The organism is Aquimonas sp., assembly GCF_044377145.1.
In the GTDB taxonomy this organism is placed as follows: Bacteria; Pseudomonadota; Gammaproteobacteria; order Xanthomonadales; family Xanthomonadaceae; genus Aquimonas.
Window position 1 is genome coordinate 1 of record NZ_JBILJQ010000009.1, and the last position, 25,847, is coordinate 25,847.

Sequence of the window (25,847 nt, forward strand, 5' to 3'; positions counted from 1 at the left end):
CGGCGGAAGATGTTTCTGGCGGGCGAACCCGCAACGGCTTTGGCATGGGAGTCTCCGAACAAAGCCGCCCTAGAATGAGAGATAACGTGCTGCGTCACTGTCTCGTGGAGTGTAGGCGCGTAGGGCCCTGAACCTCTTGAGTCTGATGGGCTTCACACTCGTTGAGTTCGAAGGACTGACGCGCCACTTTTTTGCTTGCATGCACTTCATCGCCCATGCAGCTGCGACGTACGAGCTCGGCTCAATTCCTGTTATCTCGGTCCGATCCAGCGCGAGGCCGAGCGCGCTCTGCGCGCTCGAGTGCGCGAGTTTGGGCGCAACGGTTGCCGACCTGCTTTACGGAACGCGGTTGGACCCTTCGCGTCAACTGTCCGCGCAAAAACGAAAAGGCCACCGCAAGGGTGGCCTAAGTCGTTGAATCTCTTGGTGGGCGGTGCAGGGATCGAACCTGCGACCCTTGCCGTGTGAAGGCAATGCTCTACCGCTGAGCTAACCGCCCGAGCCGCGCATTCTGCACATCTGTGGCGGGCAGATCAAGCCTGTGTAGTGGCAGCGGCCTGCGGACCAGCGAAGCGGCGCATCGCCGGCAGCAGGCCGAAGGCGGCAAACAGCGCCGCCGCGGCGAAGGCCCACTGGCCGCCGCCGGCGTTCCATAACGAGCCCGCGATTACCGCGCCGAGCACGCCGCCGAGGCCCGAGCCGAGGCTGTACATCAGACTTTGTGCGCCGATCCGGTCGGATTCGGGAAACAGCTCGACGATGCGCTGCATGCAGGCGACATGGAATGCGCCGAAGCCGATCGCGTGCGCGGCCTGCACCACGATCATCAGCGCCAGCGACTGCGGCATCACCGCAATCGCCAGCCAGCGCAGCACGGTGATGCCGAGCGCGATCTGCAGCGTGCGGCTGGCGCTGACCCGGCGCAGCAGGCTGCCGGCATACATGAACAGGACGATCTCGGCGACCACGCCTAGTCCCCACAGCTGGCCGACCACGTCGGTGGTGTGGGCGTGGCGCTCCAGCTGCAGGGTGAAAAACAGGTAGTACGAACCGAAGCTGATCTGGGTCAGCATCACGATCGCGATGAAAGGCGCCACGCCGGGTCGCTTCAGCAGCTCCAGCAGGCTGGCGTGAACGACCGGTCCATCCGATTCAATGCGTCGCTGCGCGGGCAGTGCGTGGGTGATCAAGGCGGTGGCGACTATTCCTGCGCCCATTACCCACGGCAAGTCTGGCGCCTGGCCGTGTTCAAGCAGCCAGCCGTAGCCGACCGCCAGCAGGATGAAGCCGAGTGAACCCCATAGCCGCACCCGGCCGTAGTTGTGTTTGAGCGGACCCAGCCCGGCCAAGGTGAAGGCTTCGAGCTGCGGCAGGATGGCGTTGTAGAAGAGGCTGAAGACTGCCATCGACACCATCAGCAGCCACAGGTGTTCGGCGCCGAAGAAGCCCAGAAACCCGACTGCCGAAGCCCACAGCCCGCCCAGCAACCATGCCTTTGGCCGGGCCGAGCCGCGGGCGAAATGGGCGAACAGCGGCGGGCCGAAGATCCGCGTGCCGTACCACAGCGCAAACAAGGCGCTGATAGCGAACGCACCGTGGCCGAGGCCTTCCATCCAGCGCGCGAAGTAGGGCGTGAACACGCCGATCGCGGCGTGGTAGCTGAAGTAGACGGCGGACAAACGCCAGTAGGGCAGGGTAGGCATCGCGCATTATCCGCTGGCGCGTGCGGCTTGGAATCCTCCTGAAGTCGCGCTTGTGTTCGATCGCCATCACGTTTTGGCGGGATCGAACCGGGTCGAGCGTCCGGAGTTCTCCCGAAGCTGCCCACTCGCCCGCGCGTGCTTGCCCATCTTCTTCCCCGCTTGTTCCTCGACCGCAGTGGTTCAGCCACATAGCGTCTGGGCCGCTGCAATCCCGCAGCGAATCCAGCCTGCAGCCCCGCCTACGGAGGCACGGGCTGCACTTATCCGGGAGCTTGATCCATGCGCCGTATCACCCATCCTCAACGAATCCTGTGGACCCTTGGCAGCCTGTTCGCGCTGCTGGGCTCGCCCCTGGTCATTGCCCAGAGCGAGGGCGGTGAATCCGAACAGCGGACCGTCTCCGCCAGCCTGATGGACGTGCTGGAAGGCTGGTCCGATCCGGTGACCGGCATCGAGGAGTTCGCCTTCGAGCAGCACCCCGAACTGATCGACGCCTATGCCGCAGCCTTGAGCCGGCTGTACGGCGGTCGCCCCCTGCTCGAGCACGTGGCCAAGACCTATCCGTCGGCCTACGCCGAGATCACGGCCGAGCTGCCGCGCGAATCCCAGACCGACGCCGAAGTGCTGGCTTGGCTGATGTCCGCGCGAGAAGCCGACTACATCGCGCTGCAGCGGGAGCCGGCCGTGCGCGCCGCCGGTCTGGTGTTCGCCGAATTTGCAGCACGTGCGTATCCGCACATCGTGGCTGAAGTGGAGCGCGGCGCAGCCAGCCCGGCCAGCCGCGGCGTGGCCCTGCTTGACTACGTCGAGGAACTGCGCGACCCGGAGCTCAGCGCCGAAGCGCGCCGCCTGATCGGCACCATCAAGCCTTGGCCACTCAAGCCCTGCGCCTGTTGGACCGTGTTGACCTTCCCGCACCAGCCTGACCCGTGGCAGACCGAGGTCAACCAGAACCACAACAGCAGCTGGGGCTGGCCGGTCAAGAAGGTGCAGCAGATGAACTACAGCGTGACCGCCCGCGGCGCAGCGAAGGACATCAACTTCTATCGCCGCAGCCGCCACCACACCTGGGAGGTCGACCGCATCAAGGGCACCAACTACAGCCACATGCGGGTTCGAATGCTGTGCACCCAGAACGGCCAGCCCGGCGGCGTGGAATGCTCCGGCCAGAGCTGCCGGGGTGACCTTGCCGTACGCGTGGCCTATGCCAGCCGCGTTGGCCAACAGGTGGCCTACGGCGGCCCGTGGTCGAAAGAGGCACGCGCCGTCGCCTCGGACTTGGCCCAGCTGAAGTACGATCCGCCCGGCGCAGCGCCGATGACCACCCTGTTCTCCAAGGGCGTCGCGGTGTCCGGATTTACCGCCACCAACTGGAACTCGGCCGCGATCATCCAGGTGCTGACCACTGCCGCCCAGGTCGGCCTCACGGTGGCCAATGACGGCTCGGCCGCCGGCGCCCTGCTGGAGGGCAATCTGGTGAACGAAACCATCACTGCCCTGTTCGGCCTGATCAAGCGCGAGGGCAACCAGAGCAGCCACCACCAGGACATGTTCGTCGCCTGGGACACCGCCAACACCGCGCCGATCAGCCTGGTGCCGAATCAGACCCATCTGTTCGAGCTGGATACGATGGCCAAGGTCTACGGCCGCGGCTACGGTGGCGACAGCCATAGCTGGGGCAATGTCGACAGCTCGGCCTACCTGGCGGCAGTCACCCGCAACTACGTCTGCAGCGCGGGCACCAGCGCACCCACCCCGCGCGCCCACTGGTTCTGGGCGACCAGCGGCACCCCGCACAGCAGCACGACCATCCAGAACCTGGTGCGCAACTACGTGCAGGTGGAACTGGGCGTGCTGCCGACGAATGTCTCGCAGCAGGTCGGGCAGTTCCCGTGATCTGACGACGTGAGCATGTAGTAGTGGAAGCGCGGCCCGGCACTGCCGGGCCGCGCTGTTGTGTGCAGGTGAAGCACGGATCGCCACGCTGGGGCGGGCCTGCGCCTTGATGAAGCGTTGCGCATGGGGATCTAGGCAGGCAGCGCGTTGCCGGGCATACGCCTTCGCCGGCAGTTGCTATGCTTTCGACGCCTCGTCGTTTGGCAGCGACTTCGCGCGGAAGTGATCTGCGCTTGCGTCGCACGAGCTGTGCGTGCTCTAGCCTTGGAATGCCCGTCGCCTATGCCTGTTGTTCGGATGCTTGTGCTGTTTTTCGCTTGCTGCTCGGCATGCGCGCTGGTGATCTGGCCGCATCGCGGTGGCGAGCTTGTCGCGGCGAGTTCGCGCGCCTTGCTGAACCCCACGGTTGAATCCTTGGCCTTGCCCATAGCAAGCGGGCAGGGATACGCGATGGTGCAGCTGGACACCTCGGACGTCGACGCCGCCGATTGGGCGTTCCTGGAGCTGGAAGTGCAGGCGATGCCTCGCACACACAGCCTGATGCTCTCGATCACCCAGGGCGGTCAGCGCGATCAGCGTGTACTGCCCCAGGGGCGGCATGTGTTCCCGCTACGGCGAATGCCGTCGTGGACGGGAACAGCGCCGACCCTCTCCTTCCTGCTCGTGCCCGACTCCAAGCTTGCGATCGCGGCGGCTCCCGCCGCGCAGGTGCAGATCAGCGCGGTGCGACTGCTGTCCGGCGGCCTGTGGAGCGCTTGGCGGACCAGTCTGTCGGAGTGGTTCGCCTACCGTCCCTGGCTGGCGTCGTCGATCAATGGCGAGGGCGCGGCCTACGCCGGGCGCGGCGGGCCATCCTTGCCGCTACTCGTATTTCTTTGCGCTGTCTGTGCCGTATGCCTGGCGCCAGCGCCGCGGCTGCGCTGGATCGCGCCTGTTGCGGTGGGCGGCTGGATGGTTCTGTATCTGCCGCATCTCGCCCAGTTGACCGGTCGCAGTATCGAGCTGCACACGCAGGCGACGGTGGCCGAGGCGAGCGGTGGGCTGCAGCTGCATGCCCGCCTTGCCGGTCTGGTCGCGGGCGCTCGTCCTAGTATCAATGCACTGCAGGCAGGTGTGCCGCTGGCGGTCTGGTCGAGCGACCACACCAGTCTTCAGTACATGCCCTACCTGTTGACCGACGTGCCGGCCGCACGTTTGCCCGATATCGCTGCCTTGGCCCTGCTTGCGCCGGGGGCCGAGCTCGTCCTGCTGGTGATCGAGCCTGACCACCTGCCGCCTGAGGCGCCGGATCTCGACTTGAGAGCGGCAGGGGTTCCCCTGCAGCAGCAGACGCTCTACCGGGCGCCGGATGTTCGACTGCTGCGACTGCGGAGGCCCGCATGACCGGGCTTGCAGTACTGGTTGCCTTGTTCGCCCCCGCCGGCTTGGCCGCCGCTTGCCTGGCCGCCCTCGGCCCGCGTCCGCGCACACTTCACGACTGGGTCTGGCTGTGGAGCTGTGGAGCCTTGGTCGGTATGGTTGTGCTTGGCGCCTGCTTGCCCCGCCTGGGTCTGGCGCCGCAGTCAGCGTTCGCGATGCTGATTGGGCCGCTGCTGTTCATCGCCTTCGGCGTGTGGGCACTGGCGGTATGGCGTTGGCAGCGCGAGCTCAGGCTTGTGCCGCCGCCGGCGCTTGGTTCAGTGCTTGATCAGCACGTGCCGCGCTGGCATGGCCTGCTGTGGGCGCTGCTGGGCGTGCAGGTGCTGCTGATCATCCATCAAGCGCTCGGCCTGCCCACCGTGCCCTGGGATGCCTGGACCACCTGGCTGGCGCGCGCGCAGGCATGGTTTTTGCTGAACGAATATCGCGCCCCGGCAGATTTCGCCGAATGGCTGGCCGCGCCCACTCGAACGCTGCCGGTGCACGCACCCGACTATCCCGACGCGGTAGCGGGCATCGCGGTGTGGATGGCAAGCGCCGCAGGCGCATGGCACACCGGCGCCGTGCACGCAGCTTGGCCGCTGGCGTGGTTGGCCACGCTTGGCGCCCTGTGGAGCGGGCTGAGGCGTGCCCAGCTTGGCGCCAGCCTGGCGCTGGCTGCCACCTTCGCCTTCGCCAGCCTGCCGATGCTGAGCGCGCACGCGGCGCTCGCTGGCTACGCCGATCTGTGGATCTGCACGCTGGTGCTGGTGGCGGCGCTGGCGATGGTGCACGGCTGCAGCGGCGAAGCGCGCCCAGACTCCTGGGTGCTGGCCGTGGCCTGCCTGCTGCTGATGCCCTTGGTCAAGCGCGAAGGCTTGGTGTGGATGCTGATCCTGGCGCTGGCCTGCAGCTATGCCTGGTCGCCCGTAAAGCTGCGGCGCTGGGTGTTTGGCGCTGCGGCCTTGACGGCCATCCTTGCGGTTTTCGTGCTGCCGTTCTGGCCGCTGCGGCTTGATCTGCCCCTGCTGGGGCCGCTGGTGATCGGCGGCGGACAGCTGCAGATCGGCAGCTGGCTGAGTACTCCGCTCAGCCCCTATCCGGTGCTGCCCGAACTGGCTTGGACGCTGTTCGTGTTGCCGCATTGGAATCTGCTCTGGTTCGCGCTGCCGCTGCTGGTGATCGCGGGGCGCTGGGCGACGCCGGTGGCCGCGGACGGCGCGCGCGTGCAGAGACTGTTGTGGGCGGGCAGTCTGATCGGTCTGGTGTTCCTGGTGCTGCTGTTCGGTTTTACCGACAACGCCCGCTGGGTGCAGAACCTGACCAGCATCAACCGCATCCTGCTGCAGTGGCTGCCGCTGCCCTTGCTGGCGGTGGTCTGGCAGTGGCGAGGCTGGCGCCCGCGCCGTCCTCACACGATCACCGCGATATCGCCCGAAGCCTCCGCCGGTTCAGGCGCAGATCAATCTGCCGATGCTCGGGTTGCCGCCTCGGCCAGCGCTTCCTCGTAGATCGCGCGCAGCGCCGTGGCGCACTGCCCGATCCGGAACAGCGCGTCGAAGCGTACGCGGCCGGCCTGGCCAAGCCGCAGCCGCAGCTCGGGCTGCAGTGCCAGGGTATTCAAGGCCGCCGCCAGCGCATCTGCATCGCCCGGCGGCACCTGCAGCGCGCTGATGCCGTCGGCGACCACCGCATTGACGCCCGAACCCGGGATACGGCTCGCCACCACAGCGCGGCCGGCCCGCATCGCTTCCAGCAGCACCAGCCCAAACGACTCGGCACGGTCCAGCGAGGGCAGGCAGAACACATCGCAGTCGCCAAGCGCGCGGATCAGGCGGGCATCGTCCACCTGGCCCGACAGGCTGACGCGATCCGCCAGTCCAAGCGCATCGACCAATCGCCGCAGCTCCGCCTCGCCTTCGCCGCTGCCGATCAACTGCAAACGCGCTTGCGGCACCTGCACCAGCGCGCGCAGCAGATGTTCGAAGCCCTTGTAGTAGGTGAGACGCCCGATCGCGAGAATGCGTAGTGCGTCGGCCGCGGGAGGCTCTGGCAAGGGCATGCCGGGCAGGTCGGGCATGCCCAGCGGCAGCACCCGGCAGCGCGGCAGATGCGGCTGCAGACTGGTGCTTGACTCCAGATAATCGACCGACGACACCACGATCCGGCGCGCGCGGCGCAGCACCGCCTGCTCAGGCAGGGCATAGGCGCCACGCAGCCGGCGCAGCAGCCAGCGCGGCATGTCATGGGGCACGTCGGCCTGCCACTGGATCACCCAGGGCAGCCTGCGCGCGGACGGCAGCAGCAGCGCGTGGAATGCCGACAAGTTGGGCAGATGCAGGTGCAGCAGGTCGGGCTGGAAGCGCCGGATCGCCTGGCTGAGGCGCAGCGGGAATTCGGCACTCAGTGGAACGAACAGGGCCTCGGCCAGCACGCGCGCCTGGTAGACGGGCGCTTGCAGGGGATCCGCTGGACGACTGCTCGGTGCTGCAATCCGGCTGGCATGCACCAGCGCAGCACTGGCAAGCCCGCTCTGGGTTTGCGCACGCATCAGATCATCAAGAAAGCGCTCCATGCCGCCCGGATGAGGCGGCAGGTACTTGCCGACATGCAGTACACGAATCGGTCTCAACATGGTCTGAGCGGAGTGTCGTTCAGTGCTCGTCGCGGCCGACACCATCCGCGGAGCTCGCGGACGCATTCGAGTCAGCCCGCACGGACTGACGCTTGCCGAACTGCTGCAGCTCAAGATCAAGCATCGCCACCCGCTGCACCAGGCGTCGCATTTCCTGCTCGCGCTGCGAGGACTGCACGTCCTGCGCGAGTGCTTTCAGCGCCATCAGGATCAAGCCAATGAAGGCGACCAGCATCGGCGGATAGCTCACGCCGAACCACAATCCGATCGTGTCTGCCCAGCCCGGGAAAACGCCAATGGCCAGACCGGCCGCACCCAGCACCAGCCAACCCACCGCCAGACGCCCGTGCAGGGCACCGCGGCGCACCAGCGCAAGCACGCCCAAAAACAGCACCAGGCCCAACGCGGCCGACGTGATCGAAAGTGTCATGGCCGGCCGCTTGTCGCGCGTTGTTTGAGCATCGGCCAGGCCAGGCACAGCACAGTGGTCTGCAGAAGATAGCCGCCGACCTTCCACCACGACGAAAACACATGCGACTTGCCGACCCCACGCGGGTGCATCGGCGCCGGCACTTCAGCGATGCCCAAGCCTGCGCGCCGCAGCAGCAACAGGACGCCCAGATCCTGATAGTCGAGCAGGGATGCTTGGGCCGACGCGGCCTGTTCGATCGCCCGCTGGCCGTAGATGCGCATGCCCGAGGTCACGTCTTCAAGTTTCAGGCCGGTCAACACGCGAAACCAGCGGGTGGCGCCGCGCCGAGCCCAGCTGAGGCGTTCCGGGTACACACCGATGACCATATCGACACCGTCCTGGCGTGCTGCGGTGAGCATTGCCGGCAGGTGCTCGGGCTGGTGCTGACCATCCGCATCCAGCGTGCACACGTAGCGATAACCCTTGCGCTGGGCCCATCGTAGCCCCGCTTGGGTGGCCAGCCAGGCGCCGCAGCGAAGCGGCAGCTCCATCACCTCCGCACCGGCAGCGCGAGCGCGCACAACGGTGTCGTCGGTGCTCGAATCCGAGACCACCAGCACGTCGCGGATGCCTTGTTGCTGCACGGCGACTATCACCCCCTGTATGCTTGCGCCCTCGTTGAAAGCCGGCAATACCGCCAGTGTCTGCGTGGCAACAGGATCGGCTGGCGATGTTGATAAATGAATGGGCATGGCGGCGCGAATGATACCGGAAGCAACTTCCGACGCGCCTGCTGGCTTCCTCGATACGGATTTCGAATGCTGAGTCATCTGGTCGCAATGCTGCGTTCGCTGTGGCGCTGCCGTGCGTTCATGCGAGCGACGGTGGAGCGTGAATTCCGCACGCGTTATGCGCGGTCGGCGCTTGGCCCGATCTGGCTGGTGCTGCCCTCGCTGGCTCAGATCATCATCTTTACGGTGGTGTTCTCCGCCCTGATGCGGCCGTCGCTGCCGGGCATGGAAGGCGACCGTTACGCCTACAGCGTTTACCTGTGCGCCGGCGTGATCTGCTGGGGCCTGTTCGCCGAGATCGTCAGCCGCATGAGCCTGGTGTTCATCGAGCATGCGGCCGTCATCCGCAAGACCAGTATTCCGCGCGCCAGCTTTCCGCTGATTTGCGCGGCCTCTGCGCTGCTCAACTTTGCGGTGCTGATGGCTTTGTTCCTGCTGTTCCTGCTGCTGGTCGGCAAGTTTCCGGGCGCAGAAATCCTGTATCTGATTCCGGTGCTGGCGGTCCAGGTGCTGCTGGCCAGCGCGCTGGGTGTGGTGGTCGGCGTGGTCAACGTTTTTCTGCGTGATCTCGGCCACATGGTCACGGTGATCCTGCAGTTCGGCTTCTGGCTGACCCCTGTGGTGTATTCGATCAACGTGCTGCCCGAGCAGGTCGCAAGCCTGCTGCAGTTCAACCCGATGTGGCCGATTGTGAGCGCGTACCAGAGCATTTTCGTCTGGCAGCAGGCGCCCTCGTGGTTGGGCCTGGGCTATGCGCTGGTGCTCGCGCTGATACTGTCGGCACTGGCCGCGATGACTTTCCATCGCATGGGCGCCGACATGGTCGATGAGCTGTGAGCGCGCCGCTGCTGGCCGTGCGCAATCTTGGCAAGGGCTTCAAGCGCTACCCCGGCGCGGCGGCGCGCCTGATCGAACTGCTGCTGCCATGGGGGCGCCCCCGGCACGAGCTGCGCTGGGTGTTGCGCGGGGTGTCGTTCGAAGTTCGCGCGGGCGAAACGGTTGGCATCCTCGGCTACAACGGCGCCGGCAAAAGCACCCTGCTGAAGATCATTGCAGGTGTATCGAAGCCCAGCACGGGCGAGGTGATCGTCAATGGGCCGGTGGCTGCGCTGCTTGAGCTGGGCATGGGCTTCCACCCCGACTTCACCGGCCGCGAGAACGTGCGCATGGCCGGCCACATTCTGGGCCTGGATGCGGCCGAGCTTGAGCGCCGGATGCAGGAGATCGAGGACTTCGCCGAGATCGGCGACTACATCGATCAGCCGGTGCGGACGTATTCCAGCGGCATGCAGGTGCGTCTGGCCTTCAGCGTGGCGACCTGCGTCAGGCCCTCGATCCTGATCGTCGACGAGGCCCTGTCAGTCGGCGATGCGTATTTCCAGCACAAGAGTTTTGCCCGTATCCGCGAGTTCCGCGATGCCGGCACCACCCTGCTGTTTGTGTCCCACAGCCCGGGCGCGATCAAGTCGCTGTGCGATCGCGCGATCCTGCTCGATGCCGGCGGCGTGGTGCGCGATGGCGAGCCCTCGCAGGTGCTGGACTACTACAACGCGATCATCGCCAAGCGCGAGGCCGAGGCTGAGATTCGCGAGGTCGAAGTCGGCAACGGACGCAAGGCGACGCGCTCGGGCGGCCTGCAGGCGCGGATTCTCGGCATCGAGTTGCTCAACCACCAGGGCGAGGCCGTGCGTGCTGTGCATTGTGCCGAATCCGCGACCTTGCGCATCCGTGTCCAGGCCGAACAAGCACTGGACAGCCTGACCGCTGGTATCCTGCTGCGCGATGCGTTGGGCAATGATGTTTTCGGAACCAATACATTTCATCATTCGGCAGAGCTTGGGCCCTTGGTGCCGGGCGATCAGCGAACCGTTGATTTTCAGTTTCCCCAGCTTCATCTCGGGCAGGGCAGCTACAGCGTCTCGGCCGCACTTCATGAACGTGATGTGCACACTGCGGGCAATTACGACTGGTGGGATCAGGCGATCGTCTTTCAGGTCATTCGTGATGACACGCCGTATTCAATTGGCGTGTGCAAACTTCCGGTGACCGTCACCGTTGTCTGACCCCGTCGGACCATTGAGTGTCCTGATTTATGCCCTCTTTCGATTCCGCTGTTGATGTTGAGTCCACCCTGCTGCGGGTGCGTGCCGAGCTGGAACGGCGCCGCGCTGCGGCGGTCTCCGCGAGGGCGTCGACCGCGGATGAGATTCCCTATCCTGGCGGGAGCGCCAGCTCCGCGGCTGCCGCGCTCGAGTGGCTGCAGCGGCGCGAGTTCAGGCTCGACGAGCTGTTGACGCCGCACGACTCGGAGTTCGTCGCTAGCGCCTATCGCGCGCTTCTGAAGCGTGCGCCCGACTACGAAGGCGCACGCAATTTCCTCGGTCAGCTTCGCAGCGGCCAGCTCAGCAAGGGCGAGGTGCTGGGGCGGATTCGTTTCTCTCCCGAAGGGCGCATGCACGGCGTGCGCGTGCGTGGGCTGCTGCCCGTCCTGGTGTTCCATTCGGCATCGCGTTGGCCGGTGGTCGGCTATCCGCTGCGGCTGTTCAGCTGGTTGCTGCGCTTGCCTGTTCTGGTGCGTCATTTCCAGGCGCTGGAGGCGCACAGCCATGGAATCGAGGCGCGCCTTGGCGAAGCCTTGGCATCGGCCGCCGCGCGAATGGATGCACAGGCGGTGGAGTTGGACCGGCTGTCTGCGCAGCTTCTGGCGGCGCAGGCACTGGCGGCGGAACATTTGATCGAAGCCCAGCAACAGGCTGCAGCGGCGGCGGTCGGCTTGAACGCGCGTATCGACCGATTGCAGCGTGAGTCGGAGCAGCAGCTGGCGTCGCTACAGTCGGAGTCGGCCCTGCTCGCGCACGCCTTCAGTCAGATCGACCCCGCGCGCCGTGCGGCGCAGATCGAGTCTCGTCTTGCGGAGCTCGACGCGCGGCAGACGCAGCAGCTTGACGAGCTTCGAACCGCGCTGTCCACACTGCATGGTGAAGGGCTCGCGCTGAGCGAGTCGATGGTCAGCCTGCAGAGTGCGGCCAGCGCTCAGGAACGGCGGCTGCAGGAGCTGCAGGCCGGAAAGGAGCAGTCGCATGCCGCCCACGCCGTTATGCCCGACGCCGGTCGTGCGTCCGACACCGATGCCGCCGCGCTGGATGCCTTCTACGTCGAGTTCGAAAACCGTTTTCGCGGCAGTCGCGCGGAGATCCAGCAGCGTGCGCGCTACTACCTGCCGATGATCGCGGCGTGCCAGGCGGGCGGTGAAGACGCCCCGGTGCTCGACCTCGGCTGCGGCCGCGGCGAGTGGCTGCAGGTGCTGCGCGAGGCGGGCCACCCTGCCTATGGCATCGACAGCAATCAGGTGATGGTGGGGCACTGTCAGCAGCTCGGTCTGAAGGCACTGCAATCCGATGTGCTTGCCCACCTGCGCAGCCTGCCGGCGGAGTCCGTCCGCGCGATCAGCGCGATGCATCTGATCGAGCATCTGGACTTCCGGACCCTGCTGGCGCTGCTGGATGAGTCCCTGCGAGTGCTCTGCCCCGGCGGTCTGCTGCTGCTGGAAACGCCCAACCCGGAGAACGTCCATGTCGGCAGCTGCAACTTCTACATGGACCCGACCCACCGCAATCCGCTGCCGCCGCTCCTGACCCAGTACCTGGCGGAGTCGCGTGGATTCACGGGTGCCGAGATTCATCGGCTCTCTGCGGACCGCGGCGAGCAGCGAGCTTTGTCCCAGCTGGATGTCGATCAACCCGGCAGTGTGGTTTTGAACCAGGCGCTCGCGGATCTGCATGCGTTGACCGCTGCGGCGCCCGACTACGCCCTGATCGCGCGCAAGGCCGTCTGAGCGCATGAAGCTGATCCTCAACGTGGACGCGATTGCGCAGCCGCTGACCGGCATCGGTCGCTATGCGCTGGAACTTGCGCGTGGGCTGTCGATCCGCAGCGAGATCGACGATCTGCGCTTCTACTCCGGCTATCGCTGGCTGCGGACACCCGATGCGGCGCTGCGTGCCAACGCGCCGCTGGCCGGCCTGCGCAAGCATGTCCCGGCCAAGTCGCTGGCCATGCGCACCTACTTCTGGCTGCGCCAGCGCCGTTTCGATCGGTTGACTCGACGCGACTGTGCCGAGCATGTGCTGCACAGCCCGAACTACCTTCTGATGCGCCATGCGGGCCCCAGCGTCGCCACCTTTCACGATTTCTCCTGGCTGCATTTTCCGGAGCACCACCCGCGCGAGCGGATCGAACTGATGCACCGCGAGGTGCCGCGCACGGTCGAGCGGGCAAGCCTGCTGATCACCGACAGCCAGTTCGTGAAGGATGAGGCGGTCCAGCTTCTGGGAGTTTCGGTGCAGCGTGTGGAGGTTGTGCCTCTGGGCGTGGATCCCTGCTTCGCGCCGCGCGCGCGCGCCGACTGTGCTGTCGCGCTGGCACGGCATGGCTTGCGCCACGGCGAGTATCTGCTGGCAGTGTCGACGCTGGAACCGCGCAAGAACCTGCAGCGGCTGTTGAGCGCTTTTGCGGCCTTGCCGGCATCGCTGCGTCAGCGCTATCCGCTGGTGCTGGTGGGCGTGCGCGGCTGGCATACCGAGGGCATCGAGCGCGCCGCGGCGCCGCTGGAGGCGCGCGGCGAGGTCCGGCGGCTGGGCTATGTCGACGAGGCGGACCTGCCGGCAATCTACGCCGCGGCGCGCGCATTCGCGTTCGTGTCCCTGCACGAAGGCTTCGGACTGCCGCCGCTGGAGGCGATGGCGTCGGGTGTGCCGGTGTTGTCCTCGAATGCATCCTGTCTGCCCGAAGTGCTGGGTACGGCGGCGCTGCAGGTCGATCCCCTCGATGAGGAGGCGATTACAGGTGGATTGCAGCGCGTGCTGATGGACGAGCCTTGGCGGGCCGAAGCCATCGCTGCTGGCTTGAGCCAGGCTTCGCGTTACACTTGGGCACAATGTGTTGAGCAAACCCTTGCCGTCTATCAGCGGGCCCTGCAGCTATGAAAACCTTGCTGATTACTGGCGCCAGCGGCTTTGTCGGTCGTTGGGCCATGCGCCTGTTTGCCGAACGGCCCGACTGGGGCTATCGGCCGATTGCACTCGGCGCGGTCGACCTGCGAGATGCCGAAGCCACGGCCGCCCGGGTGGCTGAAGTCGCGCCCGATGCGGTGCTGCACTTGGCCGCACAGAGTTTTGTGCCGCGCTCGTTTGAAGCGCCGACCGAAACCTTCGAGATCAATCTTTTCGGCACCCTGAACCTGCTCCAGGCCCTGCAGCGGGGGCGCTTCGCCGGGCGTCTGCTGTATGTGAGCTCGGGCGATGTGTACGGACGGGTTGCCGAAGACCGCCTGCCCGTGGATGAGGCGCAGCTGCCGGAGCCGCGAAGCCCGTATGCGGTGAGCAAGATCGCTGCTGAACAGTTGTGCCTGCAGTGGTGGCGCAGCGAAGGCCTGGATGCGCTGATTGCGCGCCCCTTCAATCATATTGGCCCGGGCCAGGACGCCCGATTCGTGGTGCCGGCCTTGGCCGCGCAGGTGCGTGCCATCGCATTGGGTCAGCAGCCGCCGGTGATCACGGCCGGCGACATCGACACCACCCGCGATTTTCTCGACGTGCGCGACGTTGTTTCAGCCTACGCGGCCCTGCTCGCGACGGGGCAGGCCGGAGTGACCTATGTCGTCGGCTCAGGTGTCGAGCGGCGCGTGCGGGATCTGCTGGGCCTGCTGTGCGACATCGCCGGCGTATCGGTCTCCGTACAGCAGGACACGGCGCGAATGCGCCCCGCCGAGCAGCGGCGGATGGCCGCAAATCCTGCGCTTCTGCGCAAACACTGTGGCTGGGATCCCGCATTCGGGATCAAGCAGACCCTGAACGATATCTACAGCTCTCTTTAGAAGGCCTTCCCATGAACAAACATGCACTCATCACCGGCATCACCGGCCAGGATGGCGCCTACCTCTCACAGCTGCTGCTCGGCAAGGGTTATCGCGTGCACGGCATCCTTGCGCGCCGCAGCTCCGACACGCTGTGGCGCCTGCGCAAGCTCGGCATCGCCGACGAGGTTGAACTGATCGACGGTGACCTCACCGATTTGTCTTCGCTGATCCGCGCCCTGCAGACCTCGAAGGCCGATGAGGTCTATAACCTCGGCGCGCAGAGTTTTGTCGGCAGCTCCTGGCAGCAGCCGCTGCTGACGGCCCAGGTGGACGGCGTCGGCGCGTTGAACGTGCTGGAGGCGGTGCGTATCGTCAATCCGGCCGCACGCTTCTACCAGGCTTCGACCAGCGAAATGTTCGGCCTGATCCAGGCCGAGATGCAGGACGAGAGCACTCCGTTCTATCCGCGCAGCCCCTACGGGGTGGCCAAGCTGATGGCGCACTGGGCGACCGTCAACTACCGCGAGAGCTTTGGCCTGCACGCCTCCAGCGGCATCCTGTTCAACCACGAATCGCCGCTGCGCGGGATCGAGTTCGTGACCCGCAAAGTCACCGATGCGGTGGCGCGGATCAAACTCGGGCTGCAGCAGGAGCTGCGCCTCGGCAACATCGATTCCAAACGCGATTGGGGCTTCGCCGGCGACTACGTCGAGGCGATGTGGCTGATGACCCAGCAGGCCGAGGCCGATGATTACGTGATCGCCACCGGCCGTACCACCACCGTGCGCGAAATGTGCCGGATCGCGTTTGAGCATGTCGGCCTTTCGATGGAAGACGCGCTGGTGATCGACCCGGCCTTCGTGCGCCCGGCGGAAGTCGACGTGCTGCTCGGCAACCCCGCCAAGGCCAAGGCCAAGCTGGGCTGGACGCCAAGAACTTCGCTCGAACAGCTGATCACCGGCATGGTCGATGCCGACCTGCGTCGACTGCAGCGCTGAACGCGTCGCGACCCTCGCCCGAATGAAGATCGCCATTGATCTGCAGCCTTGCCAGACCGACTCGCGCGAGCGCGGAATCGGCCGCTATGCGCTTGGTTTGGTGGCTGCAATGCAGGCGTTGCAGATGCCTGACCTTGAGCTGTCTTTGCTGCTGGATGCTGCCCGGCCCGAGCGGCTGAGGGATGCCCGTCGCGCGCTGCGCGCTCGCGGCGTGGATGCATCCAGCGCCGTGTATGCGTATCCCGCGCATCCGGCCTTCACCGATGCCGTTGGCAGCTTGAAGTCCTGCGCTGAACAGCTGAAGAGCCGTTTCGTTGCCGCGCTGGAGCCGGATGTTCTGCTGGTGACCAGCCTGTTCGAGGTGGGTGACGAGCATGCCTCGGGCTATGCGCTTGAACCGCTGCAGCCTTTGCCGACGGCGGTGATCGCCTACGATCTGATCCCGCTGCTGTTCCCCGAGCGTTATCTGCCCGAGGGTGAGTTCATCTCCGACTGGTATCGCCAGCGGCTGCAGATGTTCCGCCGCTTCGATCTGTTTCTGGCCATTTCCGAGTCAACGCGCCGCGACCTGATCGCGCACCTGCAGATCGAGCCTGAGCGGATCGTGGTGATCGATGCCGGTGTCGACGACTGCTTCCAGGCTCGGTCTGCGGATGGCGCTGCCAACGCGATCCTCGCCGCGCTGGGTATCACCAAGCCGTTCGTGCTGATGGTGGGCAATGCCGACTGGCGCAAGAACTGTATCGGCGCGCTGCGGATGTTCGCGGCACTGCCGGAACCGGTCCGCCGCGCCCATCAACTGGTGTTCACCCGCGTCGGCCCGGATGTGCTGGCGGCTCTTGAAGGGCCGCTGCGCGCGCTCAAATCCTCGGTAGTGGTGCTGGGCGCGGTCGAGGAAAGCGTGTTGGCTGATCTCTACGCGTCATGCCAAGTCTTCCTGTTTCCCTCCCTGTACGAGGGCTTCGGGCTGCCGGTGCTGGAGGCGATGGTGGCGGGCGCACCGGTGCTGTGTGCCGCGCGCGGCGCGCTCCCGGAAGTCGTGCCGACGCCCGATGCGCTGTTCGATCCCGAGGCAATCGACGACGCCGCAGCCGTGTTGCTGCGAGCCTTGAACGACGACGAATTCCGGGCCACGCTGCGGGCCGGCGCGCGTGAGCACGCACTCAAGTTCAGCTGGGCGCGCAGTGCGGAGCGCGCGCTGTATGCGCTGCGCGCACTCGCCGCATCGCGAACTTCGCGTCCGCCGACGGGCACCTGGCAACCCAGCGTGGCCGAGGTCGAGCTGATGGCCGATGCCGCTGAGGCCTTGGGCGGGCAGGGCGAGGCAGCGCTTCGTCCAGGCCTGCAGGCGATCGCCCGCCGCGGCCGTCGACGCGTGCTGCTGGATATCTCCGAGGTGGTGCGCCTGGATGCACGCAGCGGCATCCAGCGGGTGGTTCGCAACTACTGCACCGGCCTGGCTCAACTGGCGCAGTCGCGCCGCGATTTCGAGCTGGTGCCGTTCGCCTGGTGTGACGGCGAGTTGTGCACCGCATACAGCTATGTCCGCGAACAGTTGGGGCTTGAGATCGAAGGCGAAGACGCCGCACTGGGCGTGCTGGCCGGCGATCTCGTCTTCATGTTGGATTCGTCGTGGTGGTCGCCGGAGCGCTTCAACGAGCTGCACGACGAAGTGCGGGCGCAGGGCGGCGAGGTGGTGTGGATGGTCTATGACCTGGTGCCGATCCGTACTCCACACGTATGCGACCCCGTCATGCCACCCGTGTTTCGAGCCTGGCTGCAGTCGGTGGCAGACAGTGCTGACGGTTGCATCTGCATTTCGCACAGCACCGAGATCGAGCTGCAGCGCTTCTTCGGCGAGCACCTTTCCGCCGGCGAGCGACGCCCATGGACTCGCAACCTGCATCTCGGCAGTGATCTCGAATCGGGTGAGAGCAAGTCAGCGACCGATGAAGGGCTGGCGCTGCGTGAGCGGCTTTCAGCTTCAGGCTACTGCGTTGCCCTAAGTACGGTGGAGCCGCGCAAGGACTACCCGACGATCCTCGATGCATTCGAGCGCCTTTGGGCAGCAGGCAGCGAACTCTCGCTGGTCATCATCGGCAAGCAGGGCTGGAACGTCGAAATCTTCTGCGAGCGCGTCCGCAAACATCCGCAGCTGGGCGCACGTCTGCATTGGCTCGACCGCGCGTGTGATGGAGACGTGCGGGCATTCCTAACCGGAGCACGCTGCCTCGTTCAAGCCTCGGTTGCAGAAGGTTTCGGACTCGCGGTGGTTGAGGCCGGTAGTCTCGGAGTGCCGCTGCTCCTCAGCGACATACCCGTCTTTCGCGAAGTGGCCGGCGATGAAGCCTGTTACTTCCCGGTGGGTGACTCCCAGGTCTTGGCTAGTTTGCTCGACCGTGTGTCGAACACGGCTGCGTTGAGGCGCCCGGTGGGGATGACCAGCCTCACATGGGCGCAGTCGACGGTTCAACTGGCGGAGCGGCTTGTGGGAAGCCGGCCAGACACGGCAGACGGCTGCTGCAACGCATCCCTTTCCGCTGAGTAGTCTGAGATGGATCGAAACTCGATAGACCAGACGGCGAACCTTCTAAGGAAAAGGTTCCGGGCAAAACGCGTGATTGATCTGGTCTCTGGTCGATGCGCGCGATCTACGCCGCACTTGAGATTGATGATTCGTCGCGGCGGTCGGTCGGCGAAGACCTTGATGGAGGAAGGAAGGGGCTTGATGCGTGGAGTTGAGTGCGAGAGCGATCTACAACAGCGTCAATGGATACTCGCGATAGATGGGTGCGGCTTATGAAATCGAGCGGAGTTTTTTTTGGTGCGTTTGCCGGCCAGATTCTTAGGCGTGAGTGGTACCTATGGTTGACGCTTTCACTCGTGGTGTTTGTTCTCGCGAGTTTCTCCATGTCCGGATTTCCCGCGGGGATTATTCCGAACGTGAGCTATCCTTTTGTCTACGCGGGCGATGGTTTGAGTCATTCGTGGATGGCGCAGCGGGCTATCGAGGGCTGGATTTTTGACAATGATCGGAGTGGATATCCGTTCGGATCGGACTTTAGGGACTACCCAGGTTCAGATGCAGGGAATCTGCTGATTCTGAAGGTCTTCGGCTGGAGTGAACTGGGCTATGCGGCTGCATTGAATCTGTTCTTCCTGTTTTCATTCTCTGCGATCTCGATAGCGTCTTATGTGGTTCTTCGCACCTTTGGTGTTGGCAGGCTTTGGGCAGGAGTCGGCGCGATCTCCTTTGCCTTCGCCCCATTTCATTTTCAGAGGCTTAGTCACCTCTTCTACGCGTCTTATTTTGTTGTGCCGATCTACTTCTACTACTGCGCGCTCGTGTGCGCAGAAGTCGACAGGTTCGACGGGTACTGGCGCAATCGTAGAAACTTGCTTGTTGGTGCTTTGATTCTTGGCGGAGCGGCTTCCTTCGGGGTGTACTTTGCATTCTTTGGAGCGATTCTTCTGTGCGGCAGCGGAATCCTCGCATGGCTGAAATTTGGCGGCGCTGCACGAGTGAGATTGGGATTCACCCTGGCGGCTTTTGTCGCTGTTGGCGTGGCCATGAATATCGCACCCAACATTCTTCATCGTATGGAGATTGGGCCGAACGCTGAGGTCGCGAAACGCAGTCCAGTTGAGGCGGAAATATACGGGTTCAAGCCTGCCCAATTGGTCTTGCCGCAGTTGGGTCATAGAGTCCCAAAGCTGGCCCAGGTGGCTGACGGGTATGCAAAAAACTATCCTTTGGTGAATGAGAACCATACCGCCAATCTAGGTTTCCTGGCCTCACTGGGTGGGTTGGGGCTCGTTCTTGTGCTGCTGCTCAGCTCCATAGGGAAAGGTTCGGGATGGCTCTTGATCGTGATGGCGTGGTTGGCGGTTTTGATCTTTGTGTTTGGAGTGCTGGGAGGAGCTGGCTATCTTTTTTCGGCCGTCGTGTCTCCGTCTATTCGAGGCTGGAACCGGATCAGTATTTTCTTGCAGTTCGCATGCATCGTCTCTTTCGTTTGCATTTTGGAGTGCTGGCTAAGGGATCGTTTTCGAGCATGGTTCGGGGTCGCTCGTGCTACAGTGCTGGCGGTGGTGCTGGCTCTCATCTTTGTGGATCAGACCAAAGAGGTTTGCATAGCTTGCAATGAACACATCGCACGAGTCTTCGAGATCGACAAAGCCTACTACCGCGCTGTCGAGGAGTACGCCGGTGAGGGCGGTGCTGTCTACCAATTGCCCTATATCCCATTTCCTGAGAGTCCCAACCTAAACGGAATTGGCCCTTACGATCTGCTGGTTGGATTTCTCCACACCAAGACAACGCATTGGAGCAGTGGAGGAATGAAAGGACGACCCGGCGACCTCTTCTTTCGATCGATGGCGCAGCAACCATTCGAGGTGCAAGTTGAGATCGCGAGGCGTCTAGGATTCAAGGGGATTCAAGTCGATCGACGCGCATATGTAGATTCCGGCGCTGACATTGTTGCGCAGCTCTCAGCGGCTCTGCGGAAGGGGCCGAGCATCGAGAGAGAGTTCGGAGAGATTGTGTTCTTTGAACTTGAAAACACCGTGGATTTCAATCCGGTGGGCCGTAGCGCCAGTGAGATCTATCGCCAAGCGAGTTATTCGCCTGATGGAGCAGACATTAAGCTCATGACTACGATTACAGACGGCTTTGAACTCGCTACCGGTGTCCTGCCCTCTGACGTCTTGCGGGTTTCCGGGCTTTCGGATGTGGAGAGCTGGGGGCGTTGGTCAGATGCGCGGCTTGAACCGTCTGTTGAGATTCACTTGGCGGAAGTCCTGCCAAGTGAATTCACGCTTGTTTTTGAAGCCCGCGGTTTGAGTCGTAGTGGTTACCAGGATGTAGTGATTGAAGTGGGCAGCAGGCGAGTAGACGTTAGTGTTTCGAATGGATTCCTCGCCTACACCATTCCATTCACTGGCGTTGACGGGAAGCGAGACAAAATCAGTTTTCGCCCGCTGGATCCTGTTTCTCCCAGCGAGCTCGGAACGGGGGCGGACGATCGCAAGCTCGGGATCGGGCTGGTGAATCTCCGCGTGATTCCCGGCACGGATACCGACTAAGCCCAGTTCGAATACTCTCCCCTAGTCAATCAAGGAGCACCGCGAAATGTCGTATTTTGTTCATGAGCGCGCTATTTGCGAAACTGCCTCCATCGGTGATGGAACCCGAGTCTGGGCTTTCGCTCATATCTTGCCGGGTGCAAGAATTGGTCGGGACTGCAATATCTGCGATGGCGTCTTCATCGAGAACGACGTTGTGGTCGGAGACCGCACGACAATTAAATGTGGTGTCCAGCTATGGGATGGTGTCTGTCTGGGGGATGATGTCTTTATTGGTCCTAACGCCACATTCGCGAACGATGCATTCCCGCGTAGCCGCGTCAGGCCTGATCACTTTCTTAAGACCATCGTTGAATCCGGCGCTTCAATCGGTGCCAACGCCACCCTGTTGCCCGGGATTACGATCGGCGCGGGCGCGATGGTTGGAGCCGGGGCGGTTGTGACTCGTTCCGTGCCGCCCAATGCGATTGTCGTTGGCAATCCAGCTCGCATCTCGAGCTATGTCACGCATCGCGCCGCCGAGCCGGGTAGCGCTGGCAAGAACGCCGACAGCGCGAACCCTTCCGGGGGTGACGCGAGACCGTCAACCGCGGTCCGTCTGCATCGCCTGCAAAGGTTCAACGATATCCGCGGCGCTCTTTCGGTGGGTGAGTTCGAGCGTGACCTTCCGTTTGTGCCGCGTCGCTACTTTGTGGTCTTTGATGTGCCGTCTCGCGAGACACGCGGGGAGCATGCGCACCGGCGCTGCCATCAGTTCCTCGTGTGTGTGAGCGGCTCCGTGCGCGTCTTGGCGGACGATGGTCAATCACGGGACGAGTTCACTCTCGATGCACCCGACATGGGTCTCCACATGCCGCCAATGATCTGGGGGACTCAGTATCGGTACACTCGCGATGCCGTCCTGCTGGTATTTGCATCCGAGACCTACGACAACGATGACTATATTCGCAGTTACGACGACTTCGTCAGATTGACCTCCGACGCTAGAGCATGACGCGCATCAGATGAAGCGACTTATCGATGCTGCCGGTCTGCGGGGAGAGGTTCTTCGGTTCCTGCTCGGTGGCGGACTGAATACGCTGGTCACCCTACTTGTGTATTGGGGTCTGCTTGTCATCATGCGCCCGCAGGTGGCGTATGCGATCAGCTACGTCATTGGGATCGGCTTGTCGTACCTGATCGCGACCCGATTCGTATTCCGCGTTCGGCATGCCTGGTTCCGTTCGGTGGTATTTCCACTAGTCTACTTGGCTAGCTACGGCGTCGGCGCTGTAGTGCTCGCGTTGTCGACTCCGCCGCTGGGGGCGCAGCTCGCGGTGTTCCCGGCGATCGCCGCCAGCATCCCGGTCAGCTTTGCGTTGTCGCGTCTTCTGCTCAGTCGATAGCCGACTTCGCTGTGGTTGCGCCATGTGCTTCGATGCTATTCGGCGAGTGTTCATGGCTTCGCAGCACAACACTCAGCGGCCGAGCCTTGGTGTTCTCGTAGGTTCGCCACGCGTAGGAGCCGACGATGCCGAGTCCGAACAAATTCAAGGCGCCGAAGAACACGATAGCGATGACCGTTGCGGCGTAGCCGGGTACGTCGATCCAGCCCAGAATTCTCGATGCCGCAACAGCCACTCCGAAAGCGGCAGCGAGTAAAGCAACCGTGCCGCCCGTGCGGATGAGCAAGCGAATTGGCAAATCGGTGAACGCGAATACGCTGTCGCTCAGATAGTTGAGCTTCTTTCGCAAGGTCCACGCCGAAGTGCCGTGGCGACGCTGCTGTCGCGCGTAGCTGACGTTGCGGCGTCTGAACCCCAACCAGAAAATCTGCGCGATCAAGGAGCTGTGCCGCTCCTCCAGTCTAAGCAGCTGGTTGCGGAAAGCGCGGTTGCATGCGAACACGTCGACCCCGCCAGGTGGCATCTCAGGCACAACGAAACGACGGTAGAAGCCCCAGAACAATTGGGCGGGCAGCCGTGCCAATAGGGGGTCTTGTCGTGATTCACGCACCGCGACGACCACGTCTGCCTGGTCGTCTCGCAACACCGTGTCCATCTCAAGGACCAGCTCGGGCGGCTCCTGCAGGTCAGCGGCCATGACAGCGAATCGCTCGCCTTGGGCCGCCTCAAGTCCCGCGCGGATCGCCGCGAATGAGCCAAAGTTCCTTGACAGCAGAAGAAGCCTCGAGTGAAACGGCTGCGAGGGCAGCACATCGCGCAGAATCTGGTAGCAGCGATCTGGGCTGCCATCGATCACAAACACGACTTCAAATGCCCCATTGCTGGCTCTGTCGAGCCCCGCGACGGCCGCGAGAAGGTCCGGCAACGAGCCCTCATTGCGATAGACCGGAATGACCAAGGACAGCACGCTCACGCTCCGACGGCCGCGCCGGCACGGCGGCAGGCGTCGATGACGCGTTGGACGGCCAAATCCTCCATCCCCGGGAAGCAGGGCAGAGAGACAACCTCATCGCAGACGCGCTCGGTCACGGGAAGGGATCCGCGCACTTGGACGCAGGCATAGGCGCGCTGCAGGTGATCCGGGATCGGATAGTGCACGTCTGTCGCAATTCCGTCCTCGGCAAGCGACGCGCGAAAAGCATCCCGCGCGGCGCTACGAATCACATACAAGTGGCCCACATAGTCCCCGCCCACCGACGCAGGACAGGTGAAGGGAAGATCAGAAAACGCAAGGTTGTAGCGAGTTGCAATTGAACGACGCTGTCCATTCCAACGCTCCAAATGCGGCAGCTTCTCAAGTAGGATCGCGGCCTGCATCTCGTCAAGGCGGCTGTTGCGCCCGCCGGCAACACCTACGTTGTACTTGCTCCCCCAGCCGTACTGGCGCAATTTCCGCACGCGCGCAATCAGCTCGTCATCATCGCTGACCAGTGCGCCACCATCGCCGAGCGCACCCAGGTTCTTAGTTGGATAGAAACTGAAGCAGCCGACGGCACCGAAACTGCCAGCACGTCGACCGCCGCGCTCGGCGCCGTGGGCCTGGGCGCAGTCTTCGATGACCGGCACTCCGACGGCCGCTGCGCGCTCGACGATCGCCTCGATGTCAGCGAGCTGGCCGTACAGGTGAGTGACGATCACGGCTTTCGGACGCTTTGCGAGTGCGGCGTCCAACGAATCGACCGACAGCGTCAACAAGCGCGGGTCGACATCCGCGTAGACAGGTTCTGCGCCGATCAGCCGTACTGCTGTACTGCCATAGAATCCGGCATTGGCGGCCAAAATGACGCGGTCGCCCGTGCTGACTCCCAGTCCGCGCAGTGCGAGTTCCAGTGCATCGGTGCCGTTGCCAAGAGTTACGCAGTTTTTGCTGCCGGACCAAGCTGCAAACGCGTGTTCGAAAGCTGCTACTTCCGTGCCGAGCACGTACCAGTGGCTGTCAAGAACTCGCCCGATGGCGCCGGAAAGATCCAAACCGGCGTTGACAGCTTCGGCGGAGAAAAGAGGAATTTTCGTGTTTGTATTCGCCATCGTGTTTTCTCAGCGGACTTGTGAAGGCCTATGGCCCTGTCTGGATGGAGGTCTGCAGACGTTCGCCGCTTCCCGTTTGCGTCAGTGGCGGAAACTTCGAGTCAACTCTGATGCCGATTGCTCGGGCATCAGGAGCCGATTGATTTGGCTGAAGATTTGAACTCTGGAGATCAGCCGGTGCGCCCATACACATCCTCGAAGCGCACGATATCGTCCTCGCCCAGATAGCTGCCGGACTGCACCTCGATCAGCTCCAGCGGCAGCTTGCCGGGGTTTTCCAGGCGATGCACCACGCCCAGCGGGATGTAGGTGCTCTGGTTTTCAGTCAGCAGGATCGATTCATTGCCCTTGGTGACTTTGGCGGTGCCGCTCACCACGATCCAGTGTTCGGCGCGGTGATGGTGCATCTGCAGGCTCAGTGCTGCACCGGGTTTGACCGTGATGCGCTTGACCTGGAAACGATCGCCGGCGTCGATGCTGTCGTAGGCGCCCCAGGGCCGATAGACCTTGCGGTGCCAGACGGCGTGGGTGCGGCCATCGTTCTTCAAGCCTCCGACAACTTCCTTGACCCGTTGCACCTGGTCGCGATGGCTGATCAGGATCGCATCATCGGTCTCGACGACCACCACATCATCCAGCCCGACCATGGCGATCAGACGTTCGCTATAGGCGTAGGTATTGCGGCAGTCCAGCGCGATCACATCGCCGCGGTGGGCATTGCCATCGGCGTCCTTGGGGCTGATGTCCCACAGTGCCGCCCACGAGCCGACATCGCTCCAGCCGGCATTCAGTGCGATGACTGCGGCATCGGCGGTCTTCTCCATCACCGCGTAGTCGATCGAATCCGATGGGCAGACGGCGAAGCTGTCGGCATCCAGTCGGATGAAGTCGGCATCGCGACGTGCCTTGGCGACGGCTTCGACGCAGGCGGAGTGGATCTCCGGAGCCAGCAGCTGCAGCTCCTGCAGGTAGCGGCTGGCGCGGAACAGGAACATGCCGCTGTTCCAGAAGTACTCGCCCGAGGCCAGATAGCCGCGTGCGGTGTCCAGATCAGGCTTTTCGACAAAGCGGTCGACCGCACGCACGCCGCTGCCGGCAGCCGCATGGATATAGCCGTAGCCGGTTTCGGGCGCAGTCGGAACGATGCCAAAGGTGACCAGTTTGCCGGCTTCTGCCGCAGGGGCTGCGGCCAGCACGGCGGCGTGGAAGGCCGCGACGTCGAGAATCACGTGGTCGGACGGCAGCACCAGCAGCAGGGCGTCTTCGCCGGTGGCGGTGGCTTCCAGTGCGGCCGCTGCAATCGCGGGTGCGGTGTTTCGCCCGAGCGGTTCCAGAATCGTAGCCGCCGGCTCGGCGCCGACTTCGCGCAGCTGTTCGGCCAGCATGAAGCGATGCTCGTGGTTGCCGACCACGATCGGGCGGCAGGCGGTGAGGCCGGCGACGCGCAGCCAGGTCGCCTGCAGCATGGTGCTGCTGTCGGCCAGCGGCAGAAACTGCTTCGGATACGACTCGCGCGAAAGCGGCCACAGGCGCGTGCCGGAGCCGCCGGAAAGAATGACGGGGAGAATGTCTTGCATGGTCGTGAGCTGGGATCTG

20 protein-coding genes and 1 tRNA gene are annotated in these 25,847 nt (G+C 63.9%); 13 read left to right on the forward strand and 8 right to left on the reverse strand.

Annotated features, from left to right (window positions below; genetic code table 11):
* Positions 1-424: 424 nt before the first annotated feature.
* Both ACIQ7H_RS04575 and ACIQ7H_RS04580 read right to left on the reverse strand, forming a co-directional pair.
* A tRNA-Val gene (locus tag ACIQ7H_RS04575) sits at positions 425-499 on the reverse strand.
* A gap of 34 nt (positions 500-533) precedes the next feature.
* Entirely contained in the window at positions 534-1,703 is a 1,170-nt protein-coding gene (locus ACIQ7H_RS04580) for an MFS transporter (RefSeq protein WP_395788852.1), read from the reverse strand.
* Positions 1,704-1,982: 279 nt separating this feature from the next.
* On the opposite strand from ACIQ7H_RS04580, the gene ACIQ7H_RS04585 reads away from it, so the two are divergent.
* The 3 genes from ACIQ7H_RS04585 (at position 1,983) to ACIQ7H_RS04595 (ending at position 6,508) form a co-directional block, all read left to right on the forward strand.
* On the forward strand, positions 1,983-3,599 hold the full coding sequence (locus tag ACIQ7H_RS04585) for a hypothetical protein (RefSeq protein ID WP_395788854.1): 1,617 nt from the start codon (positions 1,983-1,985) through the stop codon (positions 3,597-3,599).
* Between the two features lie 339 nt (positions 3,600-3,938).
* Complete coding sequence (locus tag ACIQ7H_RS04590) at positions 3,939-4,982, forward strand: hypothetical protein (protein ID WP_395788856.1); 1,044 nt, start codon at positions 3,939-3,941, stop codon at positions 4,980-4,982.
* On the forward strand, positions 4,979-6,508 hold the full coding sequence (locus ACIQ7H_RS04595) for a hypothetical protein (protein WP_395788858.1): 1,530 nt from the start codon (positions 4,979-4,981) through the stop codon (positions 6,506-6,508). Before ACIQ7H_RS04590 ends, ACIQ7H_RS04595 begins: the two co-directional genes overlap by 4 nt.
* Here ACIQ7H_RS04595 and ACIQ7H_RS04600 read toward each other — a convergent pair.
* Genes ACIQ7H_RS04600 through ACIQ7H_RS04610 form a run of 3 tightly spaced genes read right to left on the reverse strand, consistent with a single transcriptional unit; the run spans position 6,460 to position 8,874 of the window.
* Positions 6,460-7,632, reverse strand: coding sequence for a glycosyltransferase (locus tag ACIQ7H_RS04600; RefSeq protein ID WP_395788860.1), 1,173 nt, complete (start codon positions 7,630-7,632; stop codon positions 6,460-6,462). The two genes, ACIQ7H_RS04595 and ACIQ7H_RS04600, sit on opposite strands and share 49 nt — an antisense overlap.
* A 19-nt stretch (positions 7,633-7,651) precedes the next feature.
* On the reverse strand, positions 7,652-8,062 hold the full coding sequence (locus ACIQ7H_RS04605; RefSeq protein WP_395788862.1) for a DUF2304 domain-containing protein: 411 nt from the start codon (positions 8,060-8,062) through the stop codon (positions 7,652-7,654).
* Positions 8,059-8,874 (reverse strand): glycosyltransferase family 2 protein, encoded by an 816-nt coding sequence (locus tag ACIQ7H_RS04610; protein ID WP_395788864.1) that lies wholly within the window; start codon positions 8,872-8,874, stop codon positions 8,059-8,061. Before ACIQ7H_RS04610 ends, ACIQ7H_RS04605 begins: the two co-directional genes overlap by 4 nt.
* Here ACIQ7H_RS04610 and ACIQ7H_RS04615 point away from each other — a divergent pair.
* The 10 genes from ACIQ7H_RS04615 to ACIQ7H_RS04660 all read left to right on the forward strand — a co-directional run bounded on the left by ACIQ7H_RS04615 (position 8,863) and on the right by ACIQ7H_RS04660 (position 22,163).
* Positions 8,863-9,672 carry an ABC transporter permease gene (locus tag ACIQ7H_RS04615; RefSeq protein ID WP_395788866.1) on the forward strand — a complete coding sequence of 270 codons (810 nt, stop codon included), beginning with the start codon at positions 8,863-8,865 and terminating at the stop codon, positions 9,670-9,672. The genes ACIQ7H_RS04610 and ACIQ7H_RS04615 overlap by 12 nt on opposite strands.
* Positions 9,669-10,898 (forward strand): ABC transporter ATP-binding protein, encoded by a 1,230-nt coding sequence (locus ACIQ7H_RS04620; RefSeq protein ID WP_395788868.1) that lies wholly within the window; start codon positions 9,669-9,671, stop codon positions 10,896-10,898. The genes ACIQ7H_RS04615 and ACIQ7H_RS04620 overlap by 4 nt, the downstream gene beginning before the upstream one ends.
* Positions 10,899-10,927: 29 nt before the next feature.
* Positions 10,928-12,670 carry a methyltransferase domain-containing protein gene (locus tag ACIQ7H_RS04625; protein WP_395788870.1) on the forward strand — a complete coding sequence of 581 codons (1,743 nt, stop codon included), beginning with the start codon at positions 10,928-10,930 and terminating at the stop codon, positions 12,668-12,670.
* Between the two features lie 4 nt (positions 12,671-12,674).
* A complete protein-coding gene (locus tag ACIQ7H_RS04630; RefSeq protein WP_395788872.1) occupies positions 12,675-13,820 on the forward strand; it encodes a glycosyltransferase family 4 protein in 1,146 nt (381 codons plus the stop codon).
* Positions 13,817-14,710: a GDP-mannose 4,6-dehydratase gene (locus tag ACIQ7H_RS04635; RefSeq protein WP_395788874.1), complete on the forward strand. Its 894-nt coding sequence runs from the start codon at positions 13,817-13,819 to the stop codon at positions 14,708-14,710. Before ACIQ7H_RS04630 ends, ACIQ7H_RS04635 begins: the two co-directional genes overlap by 4 nt.
* A gap of 11 nt (positions 14,711-14,721) precedes the next feature.
* Complete coding sequence (locus ACIQ7H_RS04640; RefSeq protein WP_395788876.1) at positions 14,722-15,690, forward strand: GDP-mannose 4,6-dehydratase; 969 nt, start codon at positions 14,722-14,724, stop codon at positions 15,688-15,690.
* 22 nt (positions 15,691-15,712) lie between these two features.
* Positions 15,713-18,238 carry a glycosyltransferase family 4 protein gene (locus ACIQ7H_RS04645; protein ID WP_395788878.1) on the forward strand — a complete coding sequence of 842 codons (2,526 nt, stop codon included), beginning with the start codon at positions 15,713-15,715 and terminating at the stop codon, positions 18,236-18,238.
* 362 nt (positions 18,239-18,600) lie between these two features.
* A complete protein-coding gene (locus tag ACIQ7H_RS04650) occupies positions 18,601-20,778 on the forward strand; it encodes a DUF7024 domain-containing protein (protein WP_395788881.1) in 2,178 nt (725 codons plus the stop codon).
* A gap of 46 nt (positions 20,779-20,824) precedes the next feature.
* Entirely contained in the window at positions 20,825-21,772 is a 948-nt protein-coding gene (locus ACIQ7H_RS04655; RefSeq protein ID WP_395788883.1) for a WxcM-like domain-containing protein, read from the forward strand.
* 10 nt (positions 21,773-21,782) lie between these two features.
* Entirely contained in the window at positions 21,783-22,163 is a 381-nt protein-coding gene (locus tag ACIQ7H_RS04660) for a GtrA family protein (RefSeq protein ID WP_395788885.1), read from the forward strand.
* Here the strand turns inward: ACIQ7H_RS04660 and ACIQ7H_RS04665 are convergent.
* The 3 genes from ACIQ7H_RS04665 to ACIQ7H_RS04675 form a co-directional block, all read right to left on the reverse strand.
* The gene (locus tag ACIQ7H_RS04665) at positions 22,153-23,130 is read right to left on the reverse strand and encodes a glycosyltransferase family 2 protein (RefSeq protein ID WP_395788887.1); all 978 of its coding nucleotides are present in this window, start codon (positions 23,128-23,130) and stop codon (positions 22,153-22,155) included. The two genes, ACIQ7H_RS04660 and ACIQ7H_RS04665, sit on opposite strands and share 11 nt — an antisense overlap.
* A gap of 2 nt (positions 23,131-23,132) precedes the next feature.
* Positions 23,133-24,251, reverse strand: coding sequence for a DegT/DnrJ/EryC1/StrS family aminotransferase (locus ACIQ7H_RS04670; RefSeq protein WP_395788889.1), 1,119 nt, complete (start codon positions 24,249-24,251; stop codon positions 23,133-23,135).
* A gap of 170 nt (positions 24,252-24,421) precedes the next feature.
* Complete coding sequence (locus ACIQ7H_RS04675; protein WP_395788891.1) at positions 24,422-25,828, reverse strand: mannose-1-phosphate guanylyltransferase/mannose-6-phosphate isomerase; 1,407 nt, start codon at positions 25,826-25,828, stop codon at positions 24,422-24,424.
* Positions 25,829-25,847 lie beyond the last annotated feature (19 nt).

Bases quoted from the DNA above. Each gene is read 5' to 3' on its own strand.
- ACIQ7H_RS04655 (WP_395788883.1), top strand. From the start codon at position 20,825: ATGTCGTATTTTGTTCATGAGCGCGCTATTTGCGAAACTGCCTCCATC.
- ACIQ7H_RS04610 (WP_395788864.1), bottom strand. From the start codon at position 8,874: ATGACTCAGCATTCGAAATCCGTATCGAGGAAGCCAGCAGGCGCGTCG.
- ACIQ7H_RS04635 (WP_395788874.1), top strand. From the start codon at position 13,817: ATGAAAACCTTGCTGATTACTGGCGCCAGCGGCTTTGTCGGTCGTTGG.
- ACIQ7H_RS04645 (WP_395788878.1), top strand. From the start codon at position 15,713: ATGAAGATCGCCATTGATCTGCAGCCTTGCCAGACCGACTCGCGCGAG.
- ACIQ7H_RS04675 (WP_395788891.1), bottom strand. From the start codon at position 25,828: ATGCAAGACATTCTCCCCGTCATTCTTTCCGGCGGCTCCGGCACGCGC.
- ACIQ7H_RS04670 (WP_395788889.1), bottom strand. From the start codon at position 24,251: ATGGCGAATACAAACACGAAAATTCCTCTTTTCTCCGCCGAAGCTGTC.
- ACIQ7H_RS04615 (WP_395788866.1), top strand. From the start codon at position 8,863: ATGCTGAGTCATCTGGTCGCAATGCTGCGTTCGCTGTGGCGCTGCCGT.
- ACIQ7H_RS04630 (WP_395788872.1), top strand. From the start codon at position 12,675: ATGAAGCTGATCCTCAACGTGGACGCGATTGCGCAGCCGCTGACCGGC.
- ACIQ7H_RS04650 (WP_395788881.1), top strand. From the start codon at position 18,601: ATGTCCGGATTTCCCGCGGGGATTATTCCGAACGTGAGCTATCCTTTT.
- ACIQ7H_RS04600 (WP_395788860.1), bottom strand. From the start codon at position 7,632: ATGTTGAGACCGATTCGTGTACTGCATGTCGGCAAGTACCTGCCGCCT.
- ACIQ7H_RS04640 (WP_395788876.1), top strand. From the start codon at position 14,722: ATGAACAAACATGCACTCATCACCGGCATCACCGGCCAGGATGGCGCC.
- ACIQ7H_RS04595 (WP_395788858.1), top strand. From the start codon at position 4,979: ATGACCGGGCTTGCAGTACTGGTTGCCTTGTTCGCCCCCGCCGGCTTG.
- ACIQ7H_RS04580 (WP_395788852.1), bottom strand. From the start codon at position 1,703: ATGCCTACCCTGCCCTACTGGCGTTTGTCCGCCGTCTACTTCAGCTAC.
- ACIQ7H_RS04625 (WP_395788870.1), top strand. From the start codon at position 10,928: ATGCCCTCTTTCGATTCCGCTGTTGATGTTGAGTCCACCCTGCTGCGG.
- ACIQ7H_RS04660 (WP_395788885.1), top strand. From the start codon at position 21,783: ATGAAGCGACTTATCGATGCTGCCGGTCTGCGGGGAGAGGTTCTTCGG.
- ACIQ7H_RS04605 (WP_395788862.1), bottom strand. From the start codon at position 8,062: ATGACACTTTCGATCACGTCGGCCGCGTTGGGCCTGGTGCTGTTTTTG.
- ACIQ7H_RS04585 (WP_395788854.1), top strand. From the start codon at position 1,983: ATGCGCCGTATCACCCATCCTCAACGAATCCTGTGGACCCTTGGCAGC.